Genomic DNA, 23535 nt, shown 5'->3' with positions numbered 1-23535 from the left:
CCCGTCTCGCGGTCACCGCGTCGCCACGGGACACGTCGCGCAATTCGGGCAGTCGGCAGGGGTCGTCAGTCGTCGGAGCGCGGCCAGATCGGCCCGGTGTCGGCGCCGCGCCTGCGGCGCTTGAGGTCATCGCTCTCGTAGACGGTCTCGGGCCGGTCGCTCGGCCGGTGGATCGGCACGGCGCGCGAGTAGGAGTCGAGGCGGTCCTGGATGGGGTTGTGGGTGCGGTGCACGTCGGGGTATGCCGTGTTGCCCCCGGGTGCCTCCGGGCTGCCGGGCGTGGGCGGGCCACCGAACGGACCCGGCTCGTCGGGCAGCTCCGCGATCTCCTCGAAGTCCTCGTCGCCGGGGGGAGGGGCGATGTGGAAGATCTCGGCGCAGATGTCGCGGTAGGTCTGGTCGGGGTTGGGCACCCACTTGACCTCGCGGAGGGCTTGGTCCTGGCCGGCGCTCTCGAGGACGAACTTGCCGAAGCCGAGGAACTGTCCGGGGATGGAGCGGACGTAGCTCATGTCGGTGACCTTGAGCAGAGGCATCATCGCGACCTTGTGGGTGATGAGGCCGTAGCGCAGCAGCAGCCGCTTGTCGGTGGCCACGAACCAGTTGTGGCTCCAGTCGAGCAGGCACCACAGGAGCCGGACGAGCAGCGCGATGAAGACCCACCAGAAGATCGTGCCGACGGCCTGGGTGGACTTCGTGACGTTGGAGTCGACCCAGACGGCGAGGGCGAGGCCGAGCGTGGTCGTCGCGACCGGCTCGGCCAGCTTGGCCCAGTGCGCGCGCACGGCGGTCACGAGCCGCTCGCCGGGCAGCAGGATCGGAGCGAGTCCCGCCGGGACGTCGGAGCTCCGCAGGAAGGCCATGACCTCAGTCTGCTCGCATCAGCGGTTGAGCAGGGAGCTGAAGAACCTGAGGATCGCGTTGAAGCCGTCGACGAGGACGCCCCAGATGTTGGTGACGATGTCGGCCGCCTTGTCAGGGGAGGTGAAGACGGCATAGACGAAGAACGCCAGCACGATGATCAGGATGATCTTCTTGGCCTTGGGGCCCATGGTGGGTCGCTCCTTGGAGGGAAGGTGGCGCAGGCTGCCCTGACAGCCCCACGGCACAGGGGTGTGAACAGTGTGCCGTACGGGGCTGGTGTGGTGTGTCACCGTGCCCCGCGTGTCGGTCGGGTCCTGAGCCCACCGGACGGCGCGCCGCTATCCTCCTCGCGTGTCGCGAACCCCAGAGTATGCCGCCGCGCTGCGCACCGCCCTGCGGCGCGCGGTGGGTGCGGTCGACGAGCGCGAGCTGACCCGTGCCACCGAGGCGCTCGTGGCCCGCTACCGCTCGGTCGCACCCGCCTCGGCGCCGATCCTCGCCTCCCGGGTGCACGTCGCGGCCTACGCCACCTACCGGATGCCGGCGACGCATGCCGCCCTGTCGCGCGTGCTCGGCGAGGTCGCCGCCCGTGGGCTGCGGCCCCGCTCGCTGCTCGACCTCGGCGGTGGCACGGGTGCCGCCGCATGGGCGGCAGCCGAGGCCTTCGACACGCTCGAGTCGGTGACCGTCCTCGACCAGGTCGAGGACGCCTTGGCCCTGGGGCGCGACCTCGTCGCCGACGCCCCCTCGCCGATCCTGGCGGCAGCGACGTTCCGGCAGGCTCGGGCCGGCGCGTGGCCCGAGCTCGAGGCCGACCTCGTGACCGTGTCGTACGTCCTCAGCGAGCTCGAAGAGCGGCAGCAGGACGCCCTCCTGGTCGACGCGATGAGGCGGGGGCGCTCCGTCGTCGTCGTGGAGCCCGGCACGCCCGACGGCTACGCCCGGGTGCTGCGCGTGCGCTCGGCTCTCCTCGCCGCCGGCTGGACTCTGCTCGGGCCGTGTCCTCACGCCGCCGAATGCCCTCTCGCGCAGGGAGACTGGTGCCACTTCGCCGCCCGCGTCAACCGTAGTGCCGAGCATCGCCGGCTCAAGGGCGCCGAGTTGTCCTACGAGGACGAGAAGTTCTCGTGGATCGCGGCCGCAGCTCCGGAAGTTGCCGAAACCCTGACGGCAGAGGCGAATTCAGGGCGCATCCTGCGGCACCCGTTGAAGCGCAAGGGCTTCGTCGAGTTCCAGGTGTGCCGGCCCGACGGCACCGCAGGCCGCGAGGTCGTCTCGAAGAAGGCGGGGGAGCGCTACCGGAGGGCGCGCGACGCCGAGTGGGGCGACGCGCTGCCCTGAGCACACGGCATACGCAAGGAGGGCGGCTCAGACGACGCCGTAGAGGCGGTCGCCCGCGTCGCCCAGCCCCGGGACGATGTAGCCCTTCTCGTTGAGCTTCTCGTCGATGGTGCCGAGCACGACCTTGACCGGGATGTCGCTGTCGGAGAGCTCGTCCTCGAGGTGCTTGATGCCCTCGGGCGCGGCGAGCAGGCACACGGCGGTGATGTCGCGGGCGCCCTTGGCGGTGAGGTAGTCGATTGCCATGACCAGCGTGCCGCCCGTGGCGAGCATCGGGTCGAGGATGAAGACCTGGCGCCCGGTGAGGTCGTCGGGCAGCCGGTTGGCGTAGGTCGAGACCTCGAGCGTCTCCTCGTTGCGGATCATGCCGAGGAAGCCCACCTCGGCGCTCGGCAGGAGCTTGACCATGCCGTCGAGCATGCCGAGGCCGGCGCGCAGGATCGGCACGATGATCGGCTTGGGGTTGGACAGCTTGATGCCCGTGGTCGGCGAGACCGGCGTCTCGATGTCGAACGGCTCGACGCGGACGTCGCGCGTGGCCTCGTAGGCGAGGAGCGTGACCAGCTCCTCGGCGAGGCGTCGGAAGGTGGGGCTGTCGGTCCGCTTGTCGCGCAGGTAGGTCAGCTTGTGGGCGATGAGCGGGTGGTCTGCGACATGGACGTCCATGGGTGGAAACTTATCGCGTGGCGAAGAGATCCGAGACCCCCGGCAAGGGCTCCGTCCCTGCACCCGAGACGTATGCCGCGTGGCTGGGCCAGGCGCTCGACCTGGCCGCCGCGACCGCTGGAGCCCAGGACGTGCCCGTCGGCGCGCTCGTCGTCGACCCCGACGGGGCGGTGATCGGCCGGGGGCGCAACGTCCGGGAGGAGCTCGGCGACCCGACGGGCCACGCCGAGGTCGTCGCGCTGCGCGAGGCGGCTGCGGCGGTGGGCTCGTGGAGGCTCGACGGCTGCACGCTCGTCGTGACGCTCGAGCCGTGCGTCATGTGCGCCGGCGCGGCGATGGCGGCGCGGGTCGAGCGGATCGTGTTCGGGGCCTGGGACCCCAAAGCGGGGGCGTGCGGGTCGGTCTGGGACCTGACCCGGGACCCGCTCGCCACGCACGCCGTGGACGTCGTCGGGGGCGTCCGGGCCGAGGAGTCGGCGGCCCTGCTGGTCGATTTCTTCGAGGGCCGCAGGCTCCGGTAAGGTCTCTCCCGGTGGCGTGTCCGAGCGGCCTAAGGAGCACGCCTCGAAAGCGTGTGTGGGGGTAACTCCACCGTGGGTTCAAATCCCACCGCCACCGCCAAAACGACGAAGGACCCGACATGCTTCACCGTCGGGTCCTTCGTCGTTCTATCGAGAGCCGAGGGATTTGGGAGGAGCCAGCGAGGCGCCGAGGAACGAGGCGGCTCGCAGGCGACGGCGTCCCACCGCCATCCTCGTTGCAATATAAACGCACATTCGTTTATGTCTTGCGGATGGAGGGACACAACGACCTGACAGGGCGCGTCGCCGTGGTGGCCGGCGCGACGCGAGGAGCCGGGCGCGCGATCGCCATCGAGCTCGGTGCCCGCGGAGCTACGGTGTATGGGACGGGACGGAGCACGAGAGAAGGTCGGTCCGTCATGAACCGGCCCGAGACCATCGAGGAGACCGCCCTCGCCGGGCACTGATCCGGTCAGCCATCTCGACGTAGAGCCGGTACTGCTCCACGAGTGCGCCGGTCGCCGCAGCTGCTGCTGCGGGGGCCCCGGCCGGACCGGCATCGTTCCACACGGCATCCCTGATCTCGTCCAGGCTCGGTGACGGCGCCGTTCGGAAGTAGCGGTCGACGACTGATGGGTTGGCGTGCTCAGGTGAGCGTTCGACGCTTCTCATGACACATCCTCGACACGATGGTGGGAGACGGGACGACGAGGCCGAGACCGTAGTAGTACGTGTCGTCGCCGGTGGCGGAGCAGAAGCCGATGAGGATGAGCGCGATGAAGATCGCGCCGACGACGGCCAGGCCCGTCATCACCTTCGGGCGCTTCTTCGGTGCTGGGGACAGAGCCTGCCCAGGTGGGGTTCCGCCACCTCCGTCTCTCGCAACCGGACCGTCGCGGGCGGGAACGCCCGGCCGCGACCCGGGAGGAGGAGCGGAGGCTACTGCGCCCACCGGGGCGGAGGCCGCCTGCAGGGCGAGATCCGGTGCTCCACCCCGGCCCTCAGATCAGGCCTCCGCGCCAGCTTCCCCAGGACGAGGACGCCTCCCTGCATCTCCTCGGGGTCTGCCGAGCTGAGGGCGGGATCCAGCCGGTCGAGCAGCTGGAACTGCTGCTCACCACTGAGCTCCTCCGGACTCTGGACGGCATCGATGAGGTCGCTGAGGTAGGACAGCGGCGGCTCCGGGCGCGGCGGGAGGGGCGACGCGAGGCCGGCCGCGCGGCAGTGGTCTGCCTTGGTGATCTCACCGAGGAGGAGCAGTGTGCGGCGGTCGTGGACCGAGCGGTCGCCGATCTCGGGGGCATCGACATCCTCGTCGACAACGCGGCCTACCAGATGGCGCAGCGGGCGGCATCGCCGACGTCACCACCGAGCAGTTCGACCGTGTCATGAAGACCAACCTCTACGCGATGTTCTGGCTGTGCAAGAAGGCCCTTCCCCACCTGAAGGCGGGCGCCACCATCGTCAACACCTCATCGATCCAGTCGCGTCAGCCATCGCCAGAGCTGCTCGACTACGCGACGACGAAGGCAGGGATCGTGGCGTTCACGCAGGGACTTGCGGGGCAGCTCGCCGAGCGCGGCATACGGGTCAACTCCGTGGCACCCGGCCCCATCTGGACCCCACTGATCCCGGCCACCATGGGCGAGGACCAGGTCGAGGGCTTCGGCGAGCAGACGCCCTTGGGTCGGGGGGCCAGCCCGCCGAGGGCGCCTCGGCGTTCGTGTTCCTGGCGTCGCCGGAGTCGAGCTATGTGACCGGGGAGGCGCTGGGCGTCACCGGTGGCCAGCCGCTGACATGAGTCACGCAGTCCCGCGTCGGCACCCGGGCGCTGCGTTGGACCGGCCGTGGCGTGGGGTACGTGCGTCGCGTGACTGACGCCCTCAACTGGACCACCGACCCCGTCGATCTCGAGGGGGTCGACCCGGCGGACCCACCGACCGAGATGGTGCCCGGTCTCTGGCACGGCGGTTGCCCGGTCGACTTCGAGTGGGTCCGAGATGCCCACATCGACACCGTCGTCGACCTCGCGGACGCCGACGCATTCCCTCCGTCGGACGAGATCGAGGGTCTCGCCTACCTCAAGTGTCCCCTCGTCGACGGCGAGGACGTCCCGGATCCCGTCCTCACCACCCGGCTCGCCCATCTCGTCGCCGACCTGGTCAGGGAGGGCCGCCACGTCCTGGTCCATTGCACGTTCGGACGCAACAGGTCGGGTCTCGTGATGTGCCTCGTCGTGCGGGACCTCCTCGGCGTCAGCGGCGCCGAGGCGCTCGAGCACGTCCGGCAGCGTCGTCGTGCCACAGTCAACAACGAGCGCTTCGCTGAGTGGCTCCGCGCGCTGCCGGCGCCCGTCCCGACCTGAGCGACCATCTGAGCGGCCACCTGATCGACCATCTGGGCGACCCGCTGAACTGCGACCCGACGAGCACGTCACGCGTCAGCGCAGGCCGTCCACCGTGGTAGCTCGGCGGCCAGCCAGTCGAGGTCACGGCCGTGGTGTCGGCAGTCCCAGATGCGGAAGGCGACCCCCGCGAGGTCGGCGACCTCGTCCACGAGCGGCAGTCCGTCCCAGCCCATCACGTCGTGGCCGTAGGCCGCGCAGAAGTCCCGGTACGTCGCGCGGTCCAGCTCACCGGCACGGAACCGGCGCGAGGCGCTTGCCAGGTCGTACTCGCGCGGCGCCAGGGCAACCCAGTCGAGGTCGATGAGAGCTGCGCGTCGCCCGTCGTGGAGCACGTTCGAGGGTGACACGTCCCCGTGGATCACCTCGATCCCGAGCTCGGACCGCACGAGGGCCAGCTCCGCCAACAGCCGGTCCCGAGCAGACCGGAGGACGACAGCGTCCGGCTCGGGCAGCACGTCGAGCTGCGAGTCGAGCCGTGACAGCGGCGACCATTGGCCGACGTCGGCCCCGGCGTGCTCGTCGTGGAAGGTGCGGAGGAGGGCGCCGAGCTCGGGCCAGCTGACCGGGAGGTCCCCGACCAGCCGAGGGGCCACCGACACCACGCCGTGCGGCGTCTCGACGCAGCGCCCGACGGCCGGGGTTGCGGTCCTGGACCCCGCGAGCTCTGCATGGATGCGGTCCAGGTGACCGGTGTCGGTGCCGGGCGGATAGACCTTGACGACGTGCGCGCCGGCGGCGAGCGCGACGGTCGTCAGCAGGCCGAGCACCTCGCCGGCCGGGCCTGGGTCCAGGGGAAGCCGGGAACGAGCTGCCTCGAGGGCCGCCCGCGCCTGGTCGATGCCCCAGCCGGGGGCAGGGAGTGGCAGGTCGGCTGCCCGCGCGACCGGGGTGGACGTGGGCTCGAAGGCGGTCGACGGCATACGCGGGCTCCGGGGACGGTGGTCCGCTGCCGGTCGCGGGCTGCTGACGCGCGGTGGGGACGCGGCAGGCTAGCACGAGGCCGACCACCATGTGCGTGTGCCTTCGGATCGTCCTCGTGGCGGCGCGGCCTGCACTCGTGCTCCGTCGCAGGATCTGCGCTCAGGGAAGCCGAGGCGAGAGGAAACCGGACTCGTACGCCAGGATGACCGCCTGCGTCCGGTCGCGGACGCCGAGCTTGCCGAGGACGGCGCTCACGTGGGTCTTGACGGTCTCGATGCCGACGAACATCTCAGTGGCGATCTCCGCGTTGGTCAGGCCGCGTGCCATGAGGCGCAGCACGTCCTGCTCGCGTCCGCTGAGTCGCTGCGCGGGTGTCGACTCGGAGCTCCGGCCATAAGCGCGGGCGAGCGACCGGATCGCGGTGGGGAAGAGCAGGGACTCGCCGGACGCGACGGTCCGCACTGCTGCCACGATCTGCTCGGGCTGGGCTCGCTTGAGCACGAATCCGCTGGCGCCGGCCCGCAGCGCCGCGTAGACGTACTCGTCGTTCTCGAACGTCGTGACGACCAGCACCTTGGGCGGCTGCGGTGACGCCATGAGGCGCTGCGTCGCCGAGATGCCGTCGATGCGCGGCATGCGCACGTCCATGAGCACCACGGTCGGGCTCAGCCGGGCCACTGCAGCAGGCACCTCGGCTCCGTCGCCGGCCTCACCCACCACCTCGATACCCTCCGCGCTCGCGAGGACCGCTCGGAGCCCACTGCGCACCAAGGGCTCGTCGTCGACGAGCAGGACCGTGGTCGTCATCGTCGTGCTCCCGTCGGAACGGTCACCAGGAGGCGCCAGCCGTGGCCGTCCGCCCCGCTCTCGACCTGACCCCCGAGCAAGCGCACCCGCTGGCGCACTCCCTCGAGACCGTGACCTCCGCCGCGCCGATGGTGCACCACACGGTCCGGTGGGGCCGCGTTGTGCACCTCGGCCTTCAGCTGCGCGCCCGCGAGCACGAGGTGCACGGAGGTCGGCACGGTGCCGGCGTGTCGCTGCACGTTCGTCAGACCCTCCTGGATCACGCGGTAGACCTCGCGCGACACCACGGCAGGCAGCCGGGAGAGGTCGCCCTCGACGGCGAGCGTGACCGGCAGCCCCGTCTCCCGGTGCGAGGCGAGAAGGGCGTCGAGCTCGGCCAACGTGGACTGCGGCGCCCGGGTCCCGGCGTCCTCGCGCAGCATCCCGAGGACGTGGTCGAGGTCGGCAGCAGCCGTCCGCCCGGTCCGCTCGACGGCGTGGAGAGCCTCCTCGACGAAGGCCGGGTCGGTGTGGAGCACGGTGCGGGCGGCCCCCGCCTGCAGGGTGATGACGGTCAGGGCGTGCCCGAGGGAGTCGTGCAGCTCGGTGGCGAGCCGGTTGCGCTCGTGGAGCTCTGCGGCTCGTCGCTCGAGGGCGGCGAACCGTGCTGCAGGACCGGGGCCCAGCAGCGAGGGAGCCGTCCTCGCCGCCGCCGAGCCTGCAGCCCACACGGCGCACGCCAGCACCGCCACCAGTGCGAGTGCCACGAGAGGCGCCCAGGCTTGCGGGACGGAGACCTCCGAGGCGCCGACCGGGGTCACGGCACGACCGCCTGCCCATGAGGCGATCAAGGGAATGACGACCACCGGCGTCACCACCGAAAGGAGCGAGACGAGGGCGCCGACGACAGTGTGCAGCAGGTACCAGGCGGCGGCCCGTCGGCGCTCGGTCCAGGTCTGCGCCCGCGCGACGACGAGGTCGGCCGCGGGACCGCCGAGGAGCAGGACGGCGAGAGCACCTTCGACAGTGCGCACCACGGGCGCCAACGACGACAGGACGATGGCGACGAAGACCGACGCCATTGCGACACAGACGAATACGACGTCCGCCATCGACGCCAGAGAAGGCACTGCCAGCGGCACCACGACCCAGCCGAAGACGGCATACGGCGTGAACAGGGCACCCCCGAGCACGAGGAACAGCCACCGTCGCCACATCGTCCGCACCCGCCCCAGCCTGTCAGACACCGCGCGTCGGCGAGTCCCTCACACGAGGGAGTCGAACCGCTCTCACGGGGGATCTGCTCGGGACGCAGGGCGGGCAGGTTGGAGACATGGATGCCGACACGCGAGACCGCGCCCGCAAGGAACCAGCCCTGACCGTCAACGCGACCGCCTCATCGTGGCTCACGCTCCGAAGACGCGCCGCCTCTGCGGTCGTCGTCGCGGTGACGCCGTACCTCTTGATCAAGGTCGCGTGGACCGCCGGACTCTTCCTCCCCACCGCTCAGATGGGAGAATCGGGCTGGCGTGCGATCAACGCCGCCACCGCCGCCCTGGCCGCGGCGGCCATCGTGCTGGCGATGGCGTTCAGCCGGCCCTGGGGCGAACGCGTGCCCGCCTGGCTGGTGGCGCTGCCGGTCTGGGTCGCCACCGGCCTGCTCGTGCCGGTGGTGCTGCTCGCCCCGGTCCTCGGACCGGCTGCGGTCGCCCGCGACCAGGAGGCCGGCGCCGCCGAGGTGTGGTCCCATGAGCAGGTCCTCGTCATGGTGTCGCTCGTCGGTGTCGGCATCGGACTGCCGCTCGCGCTCGTCGGGTACGCCCGGGCCCGCTGGCCCTGGGCGTTCAGCGGCACCGTTGGGGCCGGACGGAATCACACCAAGCAGCTCCGGACCACGCTCGCCCGGCTCGCGGCAGGCGGCGCCCTGGCGCTCGGCCTCACCAAGATCTACTGGGCATCCGGTGGGGTTCTCGGTCTGGACGCCGACCGCCTGCACCTGCGCGACGAGTGGTGGCACCTGCTGTCCCTGAGCACCGGGGTCTGGGCGGTCCTCGGGGCCTGGGGTCTGCTGGTGACGACCACCTGCCGAGGCGCTTCGAGGTTCGTCGTGCCCATGGCGGCGGTCTGGACGTCGTCGAGCGTGATGTTCGCCCAGAACCTCTACAGCGCGCTGTCCGCCACGCGCGCCGACGCGCAGCCCGCGCCCGAGCATCCGCTTGCCCTCGTCCTCACCACCGACGCCGGTCTCGTGCTCGGAGCTCTCATGGTGACCGTCCTGCTGTTCGTGCTGCACGACCGGCGCATCGCCCTGCGAGGTCGGGACGCCACGACGGCACCGATCCCACCGGCACGACCTGACCCGACCGGCACGACCTGACCCGCCCGGCACGACCTGACCCGACCGGCACGACCACGGGCCCGTGCGTCCGCCGTGCACCCAGGCTGACGGCATACGCGATCGGTGGACGCGCGCCCGACGTCGGCGCCATCGGGACGCCGGGCCACTGGCAGGATGTGCGCCATGACCACGGACGTCCCGCTCAGCGTGCGCACCCCCTCACCGCTGGGCGAGTTCCTGCGCACCCGCCGCAAGCAGCTCGCTCCCGAGGAGGTCGGCATCAAGCGGGTCAAGGGGCGCCGTCGGGTGGGCCTGAGCCGGACCGAGGTCGCCGAGCTGGCGAACATCTCCGTGGCGTACTACGACCTCATCGAGCGGGGCCGCGACCTGCGCCCGAGCCAGAGCGTCATCGACGGGCTCGCTCGAGCCCTCAAGCTCGACGCCGACGGGCGGTCGCACCTGCACGCGCTCGCGAGCGGTGCGCCGTCGCGGCGGCCGCAGCCCCACGAGGAGCTCACCGAGGAGCTCGAGGAGCTGCTCGACTCGCTCGACCCCAACCCGGCCTACGTCGTGGGCGCGCGCTGGGACGTCCTGGGCGCGAACCACACGGCCTGCCAGCTCTTCACGGACTGGGAGAGCAAGCGCACGAAGCGTGAGCGCAACCTGCTGTGGTTCTACTGCTGCGACCCGGCCGCCCGCAGCCTCTTCGTCGACTGGGAGCAGGAGGCCGCCGACCAGCTCGCGCTCTTCCGCGAGGCCTACGCGCGCCACCCCGACGACCCGTCGTTCAAGCGCGTCCTGGACGAGATCTTCAAGGCCAACCCGGCGACCGTCGAGTGGTGGGAGCGGCACGACACCGACCCGACCCGCGGCCGCACCAAGCGGATCCGCCTCGACACCGGTCAGGTGATCCAGCTGCGCCAGCTCGTGCTGCAGGTGCTCGACGAGCCCGACATCCGCGTCATCAGCTACTTCGCCGACGTCGACGGGGACCTCGACGACATCGAGTTCGACGCGTAGCCCGTCGGGGTCACCGCAGGCATATGCCGGGTGGCCGCGCCCGTGCGCGCGGCCACCCGGCACGCCCCCTCCCTCAGAGCGGGGTCAACGGGTCGGGCATCGGGAAGATGCTCCGGGTGCTGGGGAGGGCTGACCAGCGTGGTGGGAGGAGCACCCGGAGCCGGGGCTGCTCCTCGATGAGTCCTTCGAGGTGCTGAGGGGGCGCGATCGGGCCGCGCACCTGCCACGTGGCTCCCTCGTCGAGGCTGACGAGCAGCTCCACGACCATGTCGGAACGGCTCTGGAAGACGGCTGTCTCGCAGCCGGCTCCGCCCTCGGCCATGGTGGTCCCGTGCCCGGTCCCGGGCAGCCGTGCCGTGGAGAAGGAGCCGTTGCGCTGCTGGACCACGAGGCGCAGGTCGTCGCCGGCGCCGGCGAGGCCCCAGATGCCGCACCCCCGGGCGTTGGGCGTCGCCCAGCGGACGGCGTCGACGGCGGGGAGCGAGACCCGCTGGAGCGTGCGCGCGTTGGCGTCGAGTGCGCACAGGCCCTCGCCCTCGGCGCACTCGACGGTGGGGGTGCCGTAGGGCACGGCCACGGGGCGGTCCATGACGGTGAGTGCCACCGGCTGGTGCATCGTCGCGGAGAGCAGGTAGGGACCGGGGCCGGTGTGCGCCCAGTACCAGAGGCCGTCGCCGACCTCGCGGTACATCCCGGGAGCGCCCAGCGAGGGCTGGTTGCTCGACCCGGTGACCGCACCGAGGGCGAGGAGGCGGTGGTCGGTCCCGTCCACCACGGCAAAGGCCTCTCGGCCGAGGCAGTCGTGGTCGGCGCGGGGCGCGACGCACCGCTTCCAGACCGTCAGGACGGTCCGGCGGTCGACGCGGGACTCGAGCTGGGCGGCGACGAACGCGTCCGGGTGGCCGACGACCTCGTCGGCGCTCCAGTCGGGGACGGCCACCGATGTCAGCTGCGGGGTCGGCGCCGACGGCAGCCGCTGGGCGCCGAGCCGCCCGAGCCCCGACACGGCCAGCGCCAGCGCGAGGACGGCAGCCACGGCCGCCGCCGAGAGCCACGCCGCGCGGCGACGACGGGCCCGGCGCTGGCGCCACATGAGGGTCTCGAAGGGCGGCTGCTCGACGCGCCGCTCGGTGTCGCGGGCGAAGCTCGTCAGCTCAGACATGGTCGGCCTCCTCGCGGTCGGTGAGGTGGGTGGCCATCTGGGCGCGGGCCCGGGCGAGCCGCGCCTTGACCGTCCCCTCGGGCACCCCAGCTCGGCGGCGACCTGCGCGACGCTGAGGTCGGCGATGTAGTACAGCACGACGGTGATGCGCACCGGCAGGCTGAGCTGGCTGAGCGCGTACACCACGGCCACGTGGTCCTCCGGCGTGCCCGGGCCGAGGTCGATGCTCAGCTCGGCACGGAACTTCGGCAGCACCCGGGCGGTCACCCGGGCCCTCCGCCAGCGGTTGCGCAGCAGGTTGACGGCCACGGTGCGCAGCCAGGCCTCCCGGTTGGCGACCTCGACGAAGTCGCGACGGTGCGTCATCGCGGTGACGAAGGCCTCCTGCACGATGTCCTCCGCCTCGGGGAGGTTTCCGCAGAGCGCGGCCAGCTGCGTCACGAGCCGTCGGTACGACAGGTCGTACGCGGCCCGGACCGGGTCACCGTCGTCGCTCTCGTGCATGAGCCCACCTGCCGTCCCTCCCGATGCTTCCACTGGGACGAGACCCCGGGAGCGGCTTTGGTTGCATCGGCACGCGAAAGGGCGCCCCGGCCCACGAACGGTCGAGGCGCCCCGGCTGGGAGACGGTGGGGGTCAGCGCTTGCGCGTGCCGAAGATGCTGCGAGTGATCTCGCGGCCGATCACGGTGCCGGCCGAGCGGAGCATCGACTTGAAGGCCGAGCTGCCGGCAACCTGCTCGATGATGCTCGGCTCCTCCTTGGCCGCCCGCTTGGGCGCTGGGGCGGGCGCTGCGGGCGCTGGGGCGGGGGCGGGGGCCGCTGGAGCGGGCGCGGCGGGTGCTGCCTGAAGGCGAGCCGCGAGCATCTCGTAGGCGGACTCGCGGTCGACGACGGCGGCATACTTCGTCTTGATCGTCGACGCGGCGATCACGGCGTCCATCGTCGCCTGGGACGAGGGGTCCATGAGCGAGTTGGGCGCCTTCATCCGGGTCCACGCGACCGGGGTCGGCACGCCCCTGTCGGACAGCACCGTGACGACGGCCTCGCCGATGCCAAGGCTCGTCAGGAGCTTCTCCATGTCGTATGCCGTGTGCGGGTAGGTCGCGATGGCCTGCTTGAGCGCCTTGGCGTCGTCGGGGGTGAAGGCGCGCAGGGCGTGCTGGACGCGGTTGCCGAGCTGCGCGAGCACGCCGGCAGGGACGTCCTTGGGCGACTGCGTCACGAAGAAGACGCCGATGCCCTTGGACCGGATGAGCCGGACGGTCTGCTCGATGGCCTGCAGGAACGCCTTGCTGGCGTCGTTGAAGAGCAGGTGCGCCTCGTCGAAGAAGAAGACGAGCTTTGGCTTGTCGAGGTCGCCCTCCTCGGGGAGGTCGTGGAAGAGATCGGCGAGCATCCACATGAGGAAGGTCGAGAACAGCTGCGGCCGGTCCTGGACCTGTGGCAGCTCGAGGCAGGAGATGATCCCCTTGCCGTCGGCGGCCGTGCGCAGCAGGTCGCTCGTCTCGAACTCGGGCTCACCGAAGAAGTCGCCGGCGCCCTGGTCCTCGAAGGTGATGAGGTTGCGCAGGATGACGCCGGCCGTCGCGCTCGAGAGACCACCGAGCTCCTTGAGGTCGGCCTTGCCCTCGTCGGAGGTCAGGTGGCTGATGACGGCGCGCAGGTCCTTGAGGTCGAGCAGCGCCAGGCCGTTCTTGTCGGCGTAGTGGAAGATCAGCCCGAGGCTGCTCTCCTGCGTGTCGTTGAGGCCGAGGACCTTGCTGAGCAGGGTCGGGCCGAAGCTCGTGATCGTGGCGCGGATCGCGATGCCGTCGCCCTTGCCGCCGAGCGAGAAGAACTCGGTGGGGTATGCCGTCGCCGTCCACGGCATGCCGACGTCGGCCGCGCGGCTGGTGATCTTGTCGCCGCCCTCGCCCGGCGTGGCGAGGCCGGAGAGGTCGCCCTTCATGTCGGCGAGGAAGACCGGAACGCCCTGGTCGGACAGCTGCTCGGCCATGAGCTGGAGGGTCTTGGTCTTGCCGGTGCCCGTCGCGCCGGCGACGAGGCCGTGGCGGTTGAGCACGCCGAGCGGGATCTGCACCGGGGCGTCGGCGTGCGCCTGGCCGTCGACGACCGCGGCGCCGAGCTTGAGCACGCCCCCGTCGAAGGCGTAGCCGGCGCGGATCTCGTCGATCTGGCTCGTGTCGCCGGTGCCACCCGTCTGAGGGGCCCCTGAGGCTGCTGTCTCGGTCACGCTTCGAACTCTAGTGGTGGGTCGTCCACGTTCGCCGCCTATGCTGACCCGGTGATTTTCAAGGCCGTCGGCGACTCCCGCCCGTACCCCGACCATGGACTAGAGACGACCAAGGACTGGTCCAACGTCCCGCCTCGGGTGGTGCAGCTCGGCGAGCTCATCACGACCAAGAGCACGCTCGACCTGCGTGGCCTGCTCGCGGACGACTCGACGTTCTACGGGGACCTCTTCCCGCACTGCGTGGAGTGGGAGGGCGAGCTCTACCTCGAGGACGGGCTGCACCGGGCACTACGCGCCGCGCTGCAGCAACGTCCTGTCCTTCACGCCCGAGTCCTCGTACTCTCCTGACACGAGGCCGCCCGACCATCGGGGGCGACGGACGAAGGAGCGTGGATGTCGGAGGTCGTGGACGAGGACGACCGCACCTACCGGGTGCGGCGCCAGCGCCGGTCGACGATCGTCATCGCGGTGGTCCTGCTCAGCCTGGCCGGCGCGTTCTACTACGCGTCCACCTACTTCCGTGACACGACGCCGACGCCGGGACCCTGCACGACCGAGGTCCCGGCCGCGCCGCTCAGCCCCGAGGACGTGAGCCTCAACGTCTACAACGCCACCTCGCGCAAGGGGCTGGCCGCCGCGGTCGCCAAGACCGCGACGGATCGCGGCTTCAAGGTCAAGGCCATCGGCAACGACCCGAAGAAGGCGACGATCAAGCAGGTCGCCCAGGTGCGCTTCGGACCCGAGGGCGCCGACTCGGCCCAGCTCGTCAAGAGCCACGTGCCGCAGGCCGTCCTCGTCAACGACAAGCGCAAGGGCGACACCGTCGACCTCGTCGTGGGCAACGGCTGGAAGAGCTTCGGCAAGGTGCCGGCCGTGCCGACGCCGACGCAGACCCTGCGCCAGTGCCCGACGATCACGGTCGGCAGCTGAGACCTCGTCCGAGTCGGCGGTCTCGGCCTCGGTCGGCCCCGCCCCGTTGAGGTGAACGCGCCGCGGAATCCACGGCGCGTCCACCTCGAACCGGCGGCTGGACGTCAGGAGGCGTAGGGGACGCGCTCCCACGAGAGCACGTGCTCGGCGCCGGGCCGGTTGACCCTGACCTCGAGGAAGTCCTTGTTGTTGCTCGATCCGTCGACCGTGACGCGGGTCAGGTTGTCGGCCGAGCCCTGCACGCCGTAGAAGTCGAGCCACGTCGACCCGGCGGCGAGCGGCCGGTCCGAGTTGTAGACGTGGCTGTCACCGTTGAAGAGGTAGACCTCTCCGTCGAACGCCTTCGACTGCGCGACGAGCTCGCGCACGAGCGGCTGGAAGGCCGAGTTGTCGGCCCACGTCACGGCATACGTCGGGTCGAACATGTCGGCCTGGAGGAAGAGGGCCACGGCCCGGTCATGACGCTGCCGGGCGTCGGCGAACGCCGAGCGCACCTGTGCCACAGCACTGTCCATGCGCACCTTCTCCTCGGCGAGCTGCTCGGGAGTCGGCGTGGGGTGGCCCAGCTCGGGCCAGGGGAGCAGCCCGCTGTTGCTGCCGACGACATGGAGGGTCGCGATGTCGATGCCCTGCCGGCGGAACGAGACGTTCTCGGGGAAGCCGGCCGCCGCCTGCGACGCCACTGTCATGTCGGCGCCGAGCGTGTGGCCGGGCTGGGGGAAGAACGTCGACCGGATGGCGGCGAGGCGCTCGAGCGGGTCGTAGGTGCCGTTGTTGGTGCGGTGGCAGTCGGTCCACTCGTTGTCGCCGGGGGTGTAGACGAGCGGCATGGTGAAGCGGTCGAACTGGGTGCGGATCATCGAGAAGTACTCGTTGGTGCATGTCGACGAGCCGTTCTTGATGTCGCCGACGTGGATGGTGAACGACAGGTTCGGCGTCGCGTTGATCTGGTCGACCCACTTCGGGAAGGCCGCGACCTGGGCGTCGCCGTAGGGCACGTCGCCGATGACGGCGAACTGGTAGTGCCCGTCCTTCTGCTGGCCGGGGGCGTCGGCGGCCGATGCCGTGGCCGCTGCGGCGGAGAGGACGACGAGCGAGGCGGCGACGGCCGCGAGGGCGGGGGTGCGCGAAAGGTGCATGACTGCCGTTATGCCCCATGGTGGGCGGCCGCCGCCACCACCAACGGGTGAACGTCAGGCGTCGAACTGCACCAGAGTGGCGACCATGAGGGCCTTGATGGTGTGCATCCGGTTCTCGGCCTGGTCGAAGACGACGGAGGCCTCGGACTCGAAGACGTCGTCGGTGACCTCGAGCTCCTTGAGCCCGAACTGCTGGTGCACCTCCATGCCGACGGCGGTCTCCAAGTCGTGGAAGGCGGGCAGGCAGTGCATGAACTTGACCTGCGGATTGCCCGTCAGCGCAAGGAGATCCGCGTTGACCTGGTAGGGCGTCAGCAGCTCGATGCGCTCGGCCCAGACCTCCTTGGCCTCACCCATCGACACCCAGACGTCGGTGTGCACGAAGTCGACACCGCGCACGCCCTCGGCCACGTCCTCGGTGAGCGTGACGCGCGCACCGGTGTCGGCGGCATACCTCCGCGCGATGGCGATGACGGCGTCGGACGGCCAGAGCGACCGCGGGGCGACGATGCGCACGTCCATGCCGAGGATGGCCCCGGTGACGAGCAGCGAGTTGCCCATGTTGAAGCGCGCGTCGCCGACGTAGGCGTACGCGATCTGCTCGTCGGGCTTGCCCGCGTGCTCGCGCATCGTCAGGGCGTCGCACAGCGACTGCGTCGGGTGCCAGTCGTCGGTCAGGCCGTTCCAGACGGGCACGCCGGCGAAGGCGCCGAGCGTCTCGATGACGTCGTGGCCGGCGCCGCGGTACTCGATCCCGTCGTAGAAGCGGCCGAGCACGCGCGCGGTGTCCTTCGCCGACTCCTTGTGGCCCATCTGCGAGCCGACCGGGTCGAGGTAGGTCGTGCTCGCGCCCTGGTCGGCCGCCGCCACCTCGAACGCGCAGCGCGTGCGGGTCGAGGTCTTGGCGAAGAGCAGCGCGATGTTCTTGCCGGCCAGGCGGCGCTCCTCGCGGCCCTCTCGCTTGGCGGCCTTGAGCTCGGCGGCGAGGTCGAGCAGCGCCCGGAACTCGTCGGGCGTCAGGTCGATCTCCTTGAGGAGGTTGCGGCGGTGGAGTGCGGCGAGCGACATGCACGTGATGGTTTCAGGCGAGGTCGAGCGCGGCAATCCGGTCTCAGGTGCTCGGACGTCGGGCGAGCAGTCCCAGCCTCCACCGCACCTGCTCGACGAGGGCCCGCGCCTGGAGCGGAACGAGTACCCGCGGCCCCGTCCCGACGCAGAAGACGATGTCGTCGAAGCGGTGGATGCCCGGGCGGTCGGCGACGGTGCGGAACGCGTCGCGCGCCGCGCGCAGCCGGTCCACCGTCATGAAGGGCGACGGCTCGTCGGGCTGGTAGCGCGAGCCGAGGGGGTAGTCGCGGCCCGGCCGTCGGGTCATCTCGACGTGGCAGCCGAGCACGTGCTCGACGCCGCGCTGCTCGGCGAAGGCGACGAGCCGGTCGAGGGTGTCGAGCAGCGCGGTGGGGTCCTCGACGTAGATGCGGCCGGGATAGACGGTGTCGCCGGTGTGCAGCAGGCCCGTCCGCTCGTCGTGCACCGCGATCGAGGCGGCATGGTGCCCGGGGATGCCGAAGACCTCGAGCGAGCGGCCGCCGAGGTCGACCGTCACCACCTCGCTCGGCCAGTCCGTGAAGCCGAAGTGGGCGACGACGTCGGTGCGGTCGCGTCCGACGACCGTCGTGTGCGGACGGTCGGCGAAGGCCGCGTCACCGGCGACGTGGTCGCCGTGACCGTGCGTGTGCGCGACGACGAGGTCGTATGCCGTGTCGCCCGTCCGCGTGGCCGTGTGGTTTGCAACGAGCCGGTCGACGGTGGCCCGGAGCTCGGCGCCGTCGACGGCTCCGGTGTCGAGGAGCAGGGCGCGGTCCTCGCCGAGGAGCAGCAGGATGAACGGCGCCTCGTAGGTGAGGTCCTTGCTCTGCCGGACGAGGACGGTGTCGGGCGCGAGGTGGTGGACCTGGAGCGGCGGGTCGGAGAGGTGCCGCGGCGACGGGGAGCCGTGGATCCAGGCGACGTCGGTGTCGAGCGGGACCTTCTCGGGGCCTGGCATGCGCCCGAGTGTGCTGCATGACGGGTCCTGGCGCCCGCCGATTTCTTGTGCGGGCTCCGCCTCGGGTAACCTGCGCGACGGAGGATTCGCATAGTGGCCTAGTGCGCACGATTGGAAATCGTGTTGGGATAAAACCCTCGGGGGTTCAAATCCCCCATCCTCCGCCACATGACAGAGGCCCCGCCGCGCTCAGCGCGGCGGGGCCTCTGTCATGTGACGGAGTCTCCGGATTTGGGAGGAGGCGCGAGGCCGCCCGCCGCGAGGAACGAGCGGCCCGACCGGCCTCGCGCCGACGGTTCCCCCATCCCCGCGGGCCGGAGTGTCCTGAGCCCGCGGGTCGTGGACTGCGGAAGGGACAGGCGGCGCTGGTCCTCGAGAGGCGGGCTCACGGCATACGCGAGCTCGTCACTCGTGCCCGATGAGCAGCTCGCCGAGCAGGAAGGCCAGCACGAAGGTGCCGCCCAGCAGCGGCAGCGCGATCACCGCCAGCGAGCGCTCGCGCAGGGCGCCGACGCCGAGGACCGCGGCGCCGGCCGACACGAGCGCGAGGGCGAGGCTGAACTCGGCGAAGGGGCCGAAGAGGAGCGCGGCGCCGGCGATGAAGCACAGCAGGGCCACCCAGCCGGCGGCGCTCGTCGGCAACGCGCTGAGGCGGTCGCCGCGCGCGTGGACGATGCCGACGACGGCCATGACGAGCGCGCCGAAGAAGAGGGCGAAACCGACGGTCCAGCAGGCGCCCGCCACCTCTCCCTTCGGGGTGACGAACGTGGCGCCGGCCACGAGGAACCCGGCGATCCCGAGCCCGATGGCGGCTCTGGACTCCGTGCGAAGCCCGGGTTGCCGGGGAGCCTGCCTTGGGGCGTGGTGGCGTCGTTCGACGGTCGACATGGCGACCTCCTTCAGTCCCTCCACGCTCGTCCGGGGCAGGGAGGCGCCGCCAGAGGCGAAGGTCCTTGGGGGTGCGGTGACTGTCGGTGGGTCGCGGCAGACTGCCCCGGTGAGCTCGACCAGCCCTGCGCCCGAACGGCCGCGGCTGTCCTCGTTCTGGCACGACCTGCCGCGCGAGGGCAAGCTGCTGATCTCGACCGTCGTCTTCCAGTCGATCGGCACTGGCCTCGTCCTGCCGTTCATGGTCGTCTACCTCCACGAGGTGCGCGGCATCCCGCTCGAGACGGTGGGCCTGCTGCTCGCGCTGCAGGCGGGCGTGGGGATCGTGCTCGTCACGCCGGCCGGGGCGCTCATCGACCGGATCGGTCCGCGTCGGGTCTACGCGAGCAGCCTCGTCGCGCTGGCCGTGGCCGACGTGCTGCTGGCGCTCGCGACGACGACGGGGCAGGCCGCGGCGGCGCTCGTGCTCATGGGCTACGGCTTCGGCATCGTCTGGCCGGCATCGAGCGCCCTCATCGGCAACCTCATCCCGACCGAGCAGCGGCAACGCTACTTCGGCCTCAACTTCACGCTGCTCAACCTCGGCATCGGCATCGGCGGCATCGTCGGTGGCCGCTTCGTCGACGTCGGCCGGCCGGGCACCTTCGTGACGGTCTACCTGCTCGACGCCCTCAGCTACGTGCCGGGGCTGTTCATCCTGCTCGTCGCGCTGCGTCATGCCCGCGACCGGGTGCAGCGGCCCGTCGACGCAGGCTCGGAATCGGTGTCCTACCTGACTCTGCTGCGCGACCCGCGGCTGCGGGCGCTGCTGCTCCTCGTCGCAGTCGCCGCCCTCGTCAGCTATCCGCAGCTCAACGCCGGGATGCCGGCCTACGCCCGGGCCGAGGGGCAGATCTCGACCGAGGGGCTCGGCTACGCCTTTGCGGCCAACACGGTCGTCATCGTCGTGCTGCAGCTCTTCGTCCTCCAGCGCATCGAGGGCCGGCGCCGCACCCGGGTCGCCGTCGTCATGGCGCTGACCTGGATGGTCGCCTGGTCCCTGCTCGGGGCGACCTCGCTCGTGCCCGCCACCGTGACGGCGACGGTGCTGCTCGCCGCGTGCGCCGGCGTCTTCGGCCTCGGCGAGACCATGCTCCAGCCGACGAGCGCGGCCATGGTCAACGACCTCGCGCCCGACCACCTGCGCGGCCGCTACAACGCACTCAGCTCACTGATGTTCTCGGTGGCCTTCGTCGTCGGGCCGGTCGTCGCGAGCTTCCTCGTCGGCCGCGACCTCGGCCTGGTCTACATCGGCTTCCTCGTCGTCGGGTGCGCCGTGCTCGCCGTCATCGCGCTCGTCGTCGAGCGGCGGCTGCCGCCGCACGTCAACGGGGTCCGCGGGGTCGAGGCGGCCGTCGCGGCGGGTCCGGCGGCTCCGGCGGCGACGGACGGGGCGATTTCCGGCTGACGTCGGCTGCGGCATATGCTTGCCGTCGGCACCCCGCGTGGTGGTACCTCTCCGAACTCCCCCAGGGCAGGAATGCAGCAAGGGTAGGAGAGCTCTTCCAGGTACGCGGGGTGTCCCCTTTCCCCGGCCGGCGCGGTGCGTCGGTGCCTGGGTTGGCGTATCGGGGTGGTCGCGTCAGGGCGGGTGCGTCAGGGCGGGTGCTTCAGGACGGCGGGGCCGTGGTCGTGCCGATCCGGAGCTCCACGGGCTGGGTGACGCTGCGTGGCTTCGTGCCGTCGAGGCGCTTGCGCACGAGCGTGCCGAGGATGCGGCCCTTCTCGCGGCCGTGCTGGTCCATCGTCGTCAGCCGGTGGGGGAGCCACGGCAGGTCGACGCCGTCGAAGCCGGTGACGCTGAGGTCGTCGGGCACGCGCAGGCCGAGCTCCTCCGCGGCGGTGATGACGCCGGCGGCGATGACATCGGACTGGGCGACGATCGCGGTGGGGCGCTCGTCCTCGGGCACGTCGAGCAGCGCGCGGCCGGCGATGGTGCCGCCCTCGAACGAGGACCCGTCGCCCGTCTGGACGGCCGGGGCGTCCGGTCCGAACACGTCGCGGAAGCCGAGCAGCCGGCCGACGCTGGGCGCGTGCGCCTCGCGCGGGTCCACCTCGTCGCCCGGCACCGGGCCGGCCACGCTCGTCGGCAGCATCGGCATGGCGACGTGTGCCACGTGTCGGTGCCCGAGCGAGCGCACGTGCTCGGCGATCGCGGCTCCTGCTGCTCGCTCGTCGACGCGGACCTGGGTGATGCGACGGTCGCTCGGCACGCCGGTGCTGAACATCGGGATGCCGCGGGCTGCGAGGTGCTCGACGGCGGGGTTCTCTCCCGGTCCGCAGAGGGAGAAGACGACGGCGTCGAGGGCGAGCGGTGCGAGCTGGGGCACGACGGAATCGCCTGCGCCGCTGGGCTGCCCGATGAGAAGCATGCCGGTCGGGACCGTCTCGAGCACCTCGGCCAGGCCGTCGAGCACCGCGATGGCGAAGGGGTCGCGGAAGGCCATGCGCAGGCGACCCTCGACGAGGACGCCGATGGCTCCCGAGCGTCCTTGACGCAGCGAGGAGGCGAGGGGGTTGGGTCCGGTGAACCCGAGCTCGCCGGCGGCCGCCCTGACCCGCTCGCCGGTGGCCTCGGCGACGGGCCCCTTGCCGCTGAAGACGAGGGAGGCGGTCGACACCGAGACGCCGGCGCGCTCGGCGACGTCGCGGAGCGTCGGACGGGCTTGACCTCGGGCAACCATGGGAGGCATGCTATCGAAACGTTTCGAGTCGAATCGATTCGAAGCGACGTGGGAACCATCATCGATCCATCCGACCGTCGTTGCGGAGCCTCGGCCGCACCACCCGCGTGCCGCCGACCCTGCCCTCCCGGCCGTCGCCCCTGAGAGGCTTGAGTCATGTCCGTCGCCAGCGCACCGCCGGCCACCACCGTCCGCGCGGCCCGCACCGCCGTCTTCGTGGCTTTCGCGGTCAACGGGGCCGCCTTCGCGGCGTTCGCCTCGCGCGTCCCCGACATCAAGCACGCGCTCGGGCTGTCGGCCGGGGCCCTCGGCCTCACCCTGCTCGCGGCCTCGCTCGGCTCCGTCATCGGCCTGCCGCTCTCGGGCTGGATCGTCCACCACCTCGGCGCGGCCCGCACCCTCCTCGGAGCTGCGGTCATCCAGAGCCTCGGCCTCGTCGGCGTGGGCATTGGCGTCGACGTCGCCGGCAACCGGGCCGTCGTCATGGGCGGTCTGCTGCTCGTCGGCATCGGCACGGGCGTCTTCGACGTGGCGATGAACCTCGAGGGCGCCGAGGTCGAGCGCTTCCTCGGCCGCGCGATCATGCCGCACTTCCATGCCGCCTTCAGCGGGGGCACGGTCGTCAGCGCCCTCATCGGGGCGGGGCTGTCGTTCCTGCACGTGCCCGTCGTCGCGCACCTCATCGGCGTCGTCGTGCTGCTCCTGCTCGTGACCCCGTGGTTCCTGCGTGCGTTCCTGCCCCGGTCGGTCGAGACCGACGAGAGCGGCGCCGAGGTGCGCTCCGAGGCCGGCATCGGAGCGGCCTGGCGCGAGCCGCGCACCCTACTCATCGGCGTCGTCGTGCTGGCCGCCGCCTTCACCGAGGGCACGGCCAACGACTGGGTCGCCGTCGCGCTGTCGGACGGCTACGGCCTCGAGCGCTGGGTCGGCGTCGTCGGCTTCGCCGTCTTCCTCACGGCCATGACCGCCGGTCGCCTGCTCGGCACGCGCGTCCTCGACCAGCGTGGCCGCATCCCCGTGCTGCGCGTCCTGTTCGTCTCGGCCGTCGTCGGCTGCCTGCTCGTCGTCTTCGGCGGACCCGTGCTTGCCTTCGTCGGTGCGGCGATCTGGGGCATCGGGGCAAGCCTCGGCTTCCCGGTCGGCATGAGCGCCGCCGCCGACGACCCGAAGCGCGCCGCGGCCCGGATGAGCGTCGTCTCGACGATCGGCTACACGGCGTTCCTCGCCGGCCCGCCCCTGCTCGGCTTCCTCGGCGACCACGTCGGGGTGCTGCACTCGCTCCTCGTCGTCGGAGCCATGGCGGTCGTCGCTCTCGTGGCCCTTCCCGCCGTCCGCGAGTCGGCCCACCCCGAGCCCACCGACGCCGACACCCCCAACGACACCGTCCACAACCCCACGACCTGACCCCGTCGAGTGGCCTCCCCGCCCCGCTTCACCTCTGTCGAGTGAGCGCCCCGCCCCACGTGCCACGGGCGGTTTCAGGGCGTGTGCGCAACGGTGAGTAGTTCGTTGAGTTTATGGGCGGGGGTGTGGAAGCCGAGGGTGGC

At 71.4% G+C, this 23535-nt stretch carries 26 protein-coding genes, 2 tRNA genes and 1 other RNA gene; 15 read left to right on the top strand and 14 right to left on the bottom strand.

Features of this window, described 5'->3' with window-relative positions; genetic code table 11:
- Nucleotides 1-65: 65 nt before the first annotated feature.
- Together IEY30_RS19285 and IEY30_RS19280 are read right to left on the bottom strand one after the other, a co-directional pair.
- Nucleotides 66-863: a PH domain-containing protein gene (locus IEY30_RS19285; RefSeq protein WP_030200984.1), complete on the bottom strand. Its 798-nt coding sequence runs from the start codon at nucleotides 861-863 to the stop codon at nucleotides 66-68.
- 18 nt (nucleotides 864-881) lie between these two features.
- The gene (locus tag IEY30_RS19280) at nucleotides 882-1052 is read right to left on the bottom strand and encodes a hypothetical protein (protein WP_188960175.1); all 171 of its coding nucleotides are present in this window, start codon (nucleotides 1050-1052) and stop codon (nucleotides 882-884) included.
- Nucleotides 1053-1215: 163 nt separating this feature from the next.
- Here IEY30_RS19280 and IEY30_RS19275 point away from each other — a divergent pair, with 163 nt between their 5' ends.
- The gene (locus IEY30_RS19275; RefSeq protein WP_030200987.1) at nucleotides 1216-2205 is read left to right on the top strand and encodes a small ribosomal subunit Rsm22 family protein; all 990 of its coding nucleotides are present in this window, start codon (nucleotides 1216-1218) and stop codon (nucleotides 2203-2205) included.
- 27 nt (nucleotides 2206-2232) lie between these two features.
- Here the strand turns inward: IEY30_RS19275 and upp are convergent, their stop codons facing one another.
- A complete protein-coding gene (gene upp, locus IEY30_RS19270) occupies nucleotides 2233-2871 on the bottom strand; it encodes a uracil phosphoribosyltransferase (protein WP_030200991.1) in 639 nt (212 codons plus the stop codon).
- A 17-nt stretch (nucleotides 2872-2888) separates the two neighbouring features.
- Here upp and IEY30_RS19265 point away from each other — a divergent pair, with 17 nt between their 5' ends.
- From IEY30_RS19265 to IEY30_RS19255, 3 genes are all read left to right on the top strand, one after another.
- Nucleotides 2889-3392: a nucleoside deaminase gene (locus IEY30_RS19265; protein WP_030200994.1), complete on the top strand. Its 504-nt coding sequence runs from the start codon at nucleotides 2889-2891 to the stop codon at nucleotides 3390-3392.
- 10 nt (nucleotides 3393-3402) lie between these two features.
- Nucleotides 3403-3492: transfer RNA gene (locus IEY30_RS19260), tRNA-Ser, on the top strand.
- A gap of 172 nt (nucleotides 3493-3664) precedes the next feature.
- A complete protein-coding gene (locus tag IEY30_RS19255) occupies nucleotides 3665-3859 on the top strand; it encodes a hypothetical protein (RefSeq protein ID WP_030200997.1) in 195 nt (64 codons plus the stop codon).
- A 179-nt stretch (nucleotides 3860-4038) separates the two neighbouring features.
- On the opposite strand, the gene IEY30_RS19250 is transcribed toward IEY30_RS19255, so the two are convergent.
- On the bottom strand, nucleotides 4039-4206 hold the full coding sequence (locus IEY30_RS19250) for a hypothetical protein (protein WP_156035426.1): 168 nt from the start codon (nucleotides 4204-4206) through the stop codon (nucleotides 4039-4041).
- A 170-nt stretch (nucleotides 4207-4376) separates the two neighbouring features.
- Here IEY30_RS19250 and IEY30_RS22285 point away from each other — a divergent pair, with 170 nt between their 5' ends.
- The 3 genes from IEY30_RS22285 to IEY30_RS19240 all read left to right on the top strand — a co-directional run bounded on the left by IEY30_RS22285 (nucleotide 4377) and on the right by IEY30_RS19240 (nucleotide 5757).
- On the top strand, nucleotides 4377-4784 hold the full coding sequence (locus IEY30_RS22285; protein ID WP_373286742.1) for an SDR family NAD(P)-dependent oxidoreductase: 408 nt from the start codon (nucleotides 4377-4379) through the stop codon (nucleotides 4782-4784).
- A complete protein-coding gene (locus tag IEY30_RS22280; protein WP_373286741.1) occupies nucleotides 4781-5149 on the top strand; it encodes an SDR family oxidoreductase in 369 nt (122 codons plus the stop codon). The genes IEY30_RS22285 and IEY30_RS22280 overlap by 4 nt, the downstream gene beginning before the upstream one ends.
- A gap of 113 nt (nucleotides 5150-5262) precedes the next feature.
- Complete coding sequence (locus IEY30_RS19240; protein WP_156035428.1) at nucleotides 5263-5757, top strand: protein-tyrosine phosphatase family protein; 495 nt, start codon at nucleotides 5263-5265, stop codon at nucleotides 5755-5757.
- Nucleotides 5758-5825: 68 nt separating this feature from the next.
- On the opposite strand, the gene IEY30_RS19235 is transcribed toward IEY30_RS19240, so the two are convergent.
- The 3 genes from IEY30_RS19235 to IEY30_RS19225 all read right to left on the bottom strand — a co-directional run bounded on the left by IEY30_RS19235 (nucleotide 5826) and on the right by IEY30_RS19225 (nucleotide 8723).
- On the bottom strand, nucleotides 5826-6719 hold the full coding sequence (locus IEY30_RS19235) for a phosphotransferase (RefSeq protein ID WP_030201002.1): 894 nt from the start codon (nucleotides 6717-6719) through the stop codon (nucleotides 5826-5828).
- Nucleotides 6720-6879: 160 nt separating this feature from the next.
- Nucleotides 6880-7527: a response regulator transcription factor gene (locus tag IEY30_RS19230; protein WP_030201005.1), complete on the bottom strand. Its 648-nt coding sequence runs from the start codon at nucleotides 7525-7527 to the stop codon at nucleotides 6880-6882.
- Complete coding sequence (locus tag IEY30_RS19225; RefSeq protein ID WP_030201008.1) at nucleotides 7524-8723, bottom strand: sensor histidine kinase; 1200 nt, start codon at nucleotides 8721-8723, stop codon at nucleotides 7524-7526. Before IEY30_RS19225 ends, IEY30_RS19230 begins: the two co-directional genes overlap by 4 nt.
- 116 nt (nucleotides 8724-8839) lie before the next feature.
- Here IEY30_RS19225 and IEY30_RS19220 point away from each other — a divergent pair, with 116 nt between their 5' ends.
- Both IEY30_RS19220 and IEY30_RS19215 read left to right on the top strand, forming a co-directional pair.
- Nucleotides 8840-9883 (top strand): hypothetical protein, encoded by a 1044-nt coding sequence (locus IEY30_RS19220; protein WP_229675102.1) that lies wholly within the window; start codon nucleotides 8840-8842, stop codon nucleotides 9881-9883.
- A gap of 144 nt (nucleotides 9884-10027) precedes the next feature.
- Entirely contained in the window at nucleotides 10028-10864 is an 837-nt protein-coding gene (locus IEY30_RS19215; protein ID WP_052358778.1) for a helix-turn-helix transcriptional regulator, read from the top strand.
- Nucleotides 10865-10937: 73 nt separating this feature from the next.
- Here the strand turns inward: IEY30_RS19215 and IEY30_RS19210 are convergent, their stop codons facing one another.
- Nucleotides 10938-12530, bottom strand: a complete 1593-nt coding sequence (locus IEY30_RS19210; protein ID WP_052358780.1) for an RNA polymerase sigma factor — start codon at nucleotides 12528-12530, stop codon at nucleotides 10938-10940.
- A 132-nt stretch (nucleotides 12531-12662) separates the two neighbouring features.
- Entirely contained in the window at nucleotides 12663-14261 is a 1599-nt protein-coding gene (locus IEY30_RS19200) for a helicase HerA-like domain-containing protein (protein WP_030201023.1), read from the bottom strand.
- Between the two features lie 51 nt (nucleotides 14262-14312).
- Between IEY30_RS19200 and IEY30_RS19195 the strand changes: the two genes are divergently transcribed.
- The gene (locus IEY30_RS19195) at nucleotides 14313-14609 is read left to right on the top strand and encodes a type II toxin-antitoxin system VapB family antitoxin (protein ID WP_020145941.1); all 297 of its coding nucleotides are present in this window, start codon (nucleotides 14313-14315) and stop codon (nucleotides 14607-14609) included.
- Nucleotides 14610-14654: 45 nt separating this feature from the next.
- Nucleotides 14655-15191: a LytR C-terminal domain-containing protein gene (locus IEY30_RS19190; protein WP_030201029.1), complete on the top strand. Its 537-nt coding sequence runs from the start codon at nucleotides 14655-14657 to the stop codon at nucleotides 15189-15191.
- 104 nt (nucleotides 15192-15295) lie between these two features.
- On the opposite strand, the gene IEY30_RS19185 is transcribed toward IEY30_RS19190, so the two are convergent.
- Genes IEY30_RS19185 through IEY30_RS19175 form a run of 3 tightly spaced genes read right to left on the bottom strand, consistent with a single transcriptional unit; the run spans nucleotide 15296 to nucleotide 18377 of the window.
- Nucleotides 15296-16330 carry a metallophosphoesterase gene (locus tag IEY30_RS19185; protein WP_030201031.1) on the bottom strand — a complete coding sequence of 345 codons (1035 nt, stop codon included), beginning with the start codon at nucleotides 16328-16330 and terminating at the stop codon, nucleotides 15296-15298.
- A gap of 54 nt (nucleotides 16331-16384) precedes the next feature.
- Nucleotides 16385-17398 carry an ornithine carbamoyltransferase gene (gene argF / locus IEY30_RS19180; RefSeq protein WP_030201034.1) on the bottom strand — a complete coding sequence of 338 codons (1014 nt, stop codon included), beginning with the start codon at nucleotides 17396-17398 and terminating at the stop codon, nucleotides 16385-16387.
- Nucleotides 17399-17441: 43 nt separating this feature from the next.
- Nucleotides 17442-18377: an MBL fold metallo-hydrolase gene (locus tag IEY30_RS19175; RefSeq protein ID WP_081920586.1), complete on the bottom strand. Its 936-nt coding sequence runs from the start codon at nucleotides 18375-18377 to the stop codon at nucleotides 17442-17444.
- A 79-nt stretch (nucleotides 18378-18456) separates the two neighbouring features.
- Between IEY30_RS19175 and IEY30_RS19170 the strand changes: the two genes are divergently transcribed.
- Nucleotides 18457-18544, top strand: a tRNA-Ser gene (locus IEY30_RS19170).
- Between the two features lie 238 nt (nucleotides 18545-18782).
- On the opposite strand, the gene IEY30_RS19165 is transcribed toward IEY30_RS19170, so the two are convergent.
- Nucleotides 18783-19265, bottom strand: coding sequence for a hypothetical protein (locus IEY30_RS19165; protein WP_156035430.1), 483 nt, complete (start codon nucleotides 19263-19265; stop codon nucleotides 18783-18785).
- Nucleotides 19266-19374: 109 nt separating this feature from the next.
- On the opposite strand from IEY30_RS19165, the gene IEY30_RS19160 reads away from it, so the two are divergent.
- Entirely contained in the window at nucleotides 19375-20712 is a 1338-nt protein-coding gene (locus IEY30_RS19160; protein WP_030201042.1) for an MFS transporter, read from the top strand.
- Between the two features lie 24 nt (nucleotides 20713-20736).
- An RNA gene (ffs, locus tag IEY30_RS19155) (signal recognition particle sRNA small type) lies at nucleotides 20737-20833 on the top strand.
- A gap of 81 nt (nucleotides 20834-20914) precedes the next feature.
- On the opposite strand, the gene IEY30_RS19150 is transcribed toward ffs, so the two are convergent.
- Entirely contained in the window at nucleotides 20915-21988 is a 1074-nt protein-coding gene (locus tag IEY30_RS19150; RefSeq protein ID WP_030201045.1) for a LacI family DNA-binding transcriptional regulator, read from the bottom strand.
- A gap of 156 nt (nucleotides 21989-22144) precedes the next feature.
- Here IEY30_RS19150 and IEY30_RS19145 point away from each other — a divergent pair, with 156 nt between their 5' ends.
- Entirely contained in the window at nucleotides 22145-23392 is a 1248-nt protein-coding gene (locus tag IEY30_RS19145) for an MFS transporter (RefSeq protein WP_043417064.1), read from the top strand.
- Nucleotides 23393-23535: the final 143 nt, after the last annotated feature.

Origin of the sequence: Terrabacter tumescens (assembly GCF_014646815.1) — a bacterium.
Taxonomy (GTDB): Bacteria; Actinomycetota; Actinomycetes; order Actinomycetales; family Dermatophilaceae; genus Terrabacter; species Terrabacter tumescens.
This window is presented reverse-complemented; position numbering and strand designations above follow the sequence as displayed.